Raw genomic sequence first — 1633 nt, 5'->3', positions numbered from 1 at the left:
ATGTGTTCCAAAGTCGTCAAGGATGAGGAGCTGGACGCGAGTGAGCTTGTCGATGAGGCGGGGAAAGGAGCCATCGAGGCGGGCAAGCGCGAGATCCTCGAACATGCGCGGCACGCGCACATAGAGCACGGAGTGACCGAGCCTTGCCGCTTGCCTGCCGAAGGCACAGGCCAGCCATGACTTTCCGGTGCCGGTGTGGCCGGTGATGATCAGGCCCTCGTGGGCGGTGAGCCATTGCCCCTGGGCCAGCGCCATGGTGTTGCGCCGGTCGAGACCGCGGGCGGCGGCGAAGTCGATATCTTCAATGCAGGCCTGGGCAAAGCGTAGCTTGGCGGAGGCGAGCCGGTTACGGATGCGCTTGTCGGCGCGCAGGGTAACTTCGCGGTCGAGCATTAGGCCGAGCCACTCATCGCGGCTGAGCTCATTGGTGCTGGACTGCTCGGTCAATTCGCGCCAGGCGGCAGCCATACCGGTGAGCCCGAGGGCCTGCATCTGGTCGAGGGTGGGGTTTGTCAGCATTCTTGCTTCCTTCACTGATAGTAGGATCGGCCACGGATATTGGTATGCGCAGGCGTGGGGGCCGCATGTTCAGCCTGCGGTCTTTCCCGGTCGAGGCCGGATTTGAGGATGGAGGCGACGGAGGAATAGGTGATGGCATTGATGGTGAGCGCCCGCTCACAGGCCGCCTCGAGGCGCTGCGATCCATAGCGCGGCGCCAGCGACAGAATGCCCATGGCCGAGCGGTATCCCTGTTCCGGATGCGGCCTGTCGCGCATCATGCGTTCGACCAGGATGGCGGCATTGGGGCCGATCTGGGTCGCACGGCCGATCAGATTGGCCGGCGTGGTGTTGGCATAGCGCTGGTGCGCCTTGGGCATATGGTCGTTGACGGTGACGTGGCCGGAACGCTGGGAGCGGCGAACATGGCTGGCGACACGCTGGTGGTCGTGGAAGATCTCGACCACCCGGTGGGTGAGCCGCACCTGGAGGGTGCATCCGATCAGCCGATGCGGCACCGAGTAGAAGGTCTTGTCGACCTCGACATGATAGTCCGGATGGACCTTCGCCGACTTCCATTCCGCATATTCGAACGGTATCGCCGGCAAGGGCTTCAAGGCTGGCCGCTCGATCTCCTCGAACAGTTCGCGGCGGCTTTTGCCGACATGGCGCATCGTCCGGTTGTTCAGGTCCTCGAGCAATTCGGCAATCGCCGTGTTGAGGGCGGCAAGCGAGAAGAAGGTACGGTTCCTGAGCCGGGCCAGAATCCAGCGTTCCACGATCAATACCGCTCCTTCGACCCGGCCTTTGTCGCGCGGTTTCCGGCTGCGGGTCGGCAGGATCGTGGTGTCGTAATGCTCCGCCATGGCGGCGAACGTCGCAGTCAATGTCGGCTCGAACCAAAGGGCCTTGGCCACCCCCGATTTGAGGTTGTCGCACACGATTGCCTTGGTGACCCCACCATAGAAGGTCAGAGCACGCACCTGACCGTCGATCCAATCCGGCAACTGCTGGCTAAAGCTGGCATGGGCGAAGGTCAGGTTGGAGGCGCCCAGCACCGCGACAAAGATTTGGGCCGGATGGAGGACACCGGTTGCCGGATCGATCACCGGCACCGTCGGCCCGGCATAGTCGG

General features: G+C 63.4%; 2 protein-coding genes. Both read right to left on the bottom strand.

Translation table 11 applies throughout. The features are described 5' to 3' along the window. Window positions 1-519 (bottom strand): IS21-like element ISRsp2 family helper ATPase IstB (istB, locus tag EV561_RS36935; RefSeq protein WP_165928062.1); only part of this gene is annotated, 519 nt, incomplete at its 3' end. Window positions 520-530: 11 nt separating this feature from the next. Beyond that, window positions 531-1633, bottom strand: a 1103-nt coding sequence (gene istA / locus EV561_RS36930; RefSeq protein WP_132528779.1) for an IS21-like element ISRsp2 family transposase, incomplete at its 5' end; no start/stop codon positions are given.

Source organism: Rhizobium sp. BK376 (assembly GCF_004341625.1).
Taxonomy (GTDB): Bacteria; Pseudomonadota; Alphaproteobacteria; order Rhizobiales; family Rhizobiaceae; genus Rhizobium.
This window is presented reverse-complemented; position numbering and strand designations above follow the sequence as displayed.